Source organism: Streptococcus danieliae (genome assembly GCF_009767945.1).
Lineage (GTDB): Bacteria > Bacillota > Bacilli > Lactobacillales > Streptococcaceae > Streptococcus > Streptococcus danieliae.
The window spans coordinates 1-1,511 of sequence record NZ_WSRS01000144.1 but is presented as its reverse complement, the minus strand read 5'-3'; the positions used below and the strand labels follow the sequence as shown (position 1 = coordinate 1,511).

Sequence of the window (1,511 nt, the reverse complement as noted above, 5' to 3'; positions counted from 1 at the left end):
TACACTCCTGAAATGAATCCAATCGAGCAGGTGTGGACTGAGATTCGTAAAAGAGGATTCAAAAACAAAGCCTTTAAAACACTTGAGGAAGTGATAGATAAACTACAAGAAGTGATTCAAAATTTGCATTGGTCTGATCTAAAATCTATTGTCCATAGAGAATGGCTTTTTTCAGATTTTGAATTTCAATGAGTATAAGCATCTCCCTCGATTCTTGTCTCGTGCTATTTTCAACTCTAAAAATATACCCTTTAAAAACCATCTCTAGATCACTAAAATGTATCTTTTCAATTTGAGAATGAAGAGGATTTGAAATAACAACATCCTCTCCTTCAATGGTATATGCTAATATATAATGACTCTCACCATTATTATCTATGACTAAGATCATCGGAACATTAAAGTCAAGTAAAGATAAATCATCAACTTCATAGCTACTACCTCTTATTCCAAATCTCTTTAAAATATCTTCTATATTAAGTAAAGATAATCCTTGACTTATATTAGTATCGTATACAACAGATTCAAAACTTTCGCTACTGAATCTATGATAATATTGAACAAGAGACTTAATCACAGCAATCCCACAATCAGAAGTCACATCTTGCATATTATGAAAATATTTTGCCATAGATACCTCCCATACTTCAATAATTAACAAAAATGGCACGAAAACTATCACAGTCTTCGCGCCACCAAGTTCTATCATATAACACTGAAAACCCGTTTTCTACAAACATCGTCAGACAAAATACACACTCAAGTAAGAAATAAAATTCAAACTAACAATACTCTGCCTAAACTTTAACTCAATAATACTTTATAAATTTATTCGAAGTGTCTATATCAAAGCAAGACTATCCCCAACAAAGGAATCCCCAGCCAATACAAACCCAACCAGCTTTAATAAAACGTGCCTGTTTTTTTGTCAATTTTTTCATAATGTAATCCCCCTTCTTAAGGATAGAAACATATGATAGAACTTAAAATTAAAATATTTAAGTAAAAGTAAAAAGTTTCTGTAACCCCTTACATTTACAATTTAATATTACACCTTAAGTTTCCTTTTGTCAATCATTTTATATTAATTTATAAGCTAAATTTCAAGTTGAAGTTAGCCACCACTAAGAAATTCCTTTGGTGACTTGTAGTCCAAACATTTTTTAGGATAATTGTTTATCCAATTTTCAATAAAGGCGACCTCTTTTGGGGTCGTTTCTTTGGTTCCTTTTGGTAACCATCTCCGTATGAGTCTATTCTGGTTTTCATTTGTACCTCTCTCCCAAGATGAATAGGGATGTGCGTAATAGATCTGTTCTTCTGAAAATACTTCTGACAGTCGGTTAAACTCCGTTCCATTATCTGCTGTTATTGAAAGTACTTGGTGCTCTTTTATAGTCATTTGAAACAAGAACAAGACAACAAAGCATCCAGAAAATTGTCATAACTGGGCAATACTTTTCTGAGGTGTTTTTTCATATGAGCCCATGTGTTTTCAATGGGATTGTACT

At 32.3% G+C, this 1,511-nt stretch carries 1 protein-coding gene and 2 pseudogenes; 1 reads left to right on the top strand and 2 read right to left on the bottom strand.

Features of this window, described 5'->3' with window-relative positions:
• Positions 1 to 192 (top strand): annotated as a pseudogene (locus E5983_RS09035) (IS630 family transposase); the annotation flags it as partial.
• Here E5983_RS09035 and E5983_RS09030 read toward each other — a convergent pair.
• Together E5983_RS09030 and E5983_RS09025 are read right to left on the bottom strand one after the other, a co-directional pair.
• Entirely contained in the window at positions 146 to 631 is a 486-nt protein-coding gene (locus tag E5983_RS09030) for a cysteine peptidase family C39 domain-containing protein (RefSeq protein ID WP_160333491.1), read from the bottom strand. The pseudogene E5983_RS09035 and the gene E5983_RS09030 overlap by 47 nt on opposite strands.
• Before the next feature lie 483 nt (positions 632 to 1,114).
• Positions 1,115 to 1,390: pseudogene (locus E5983_RS09025) on the bottom strand (IS30 family transposase); the annotation flags it as partial.
• Between the last annotated feature and the right edge of the window lie 121 nt (positions 1,391 to 1,511).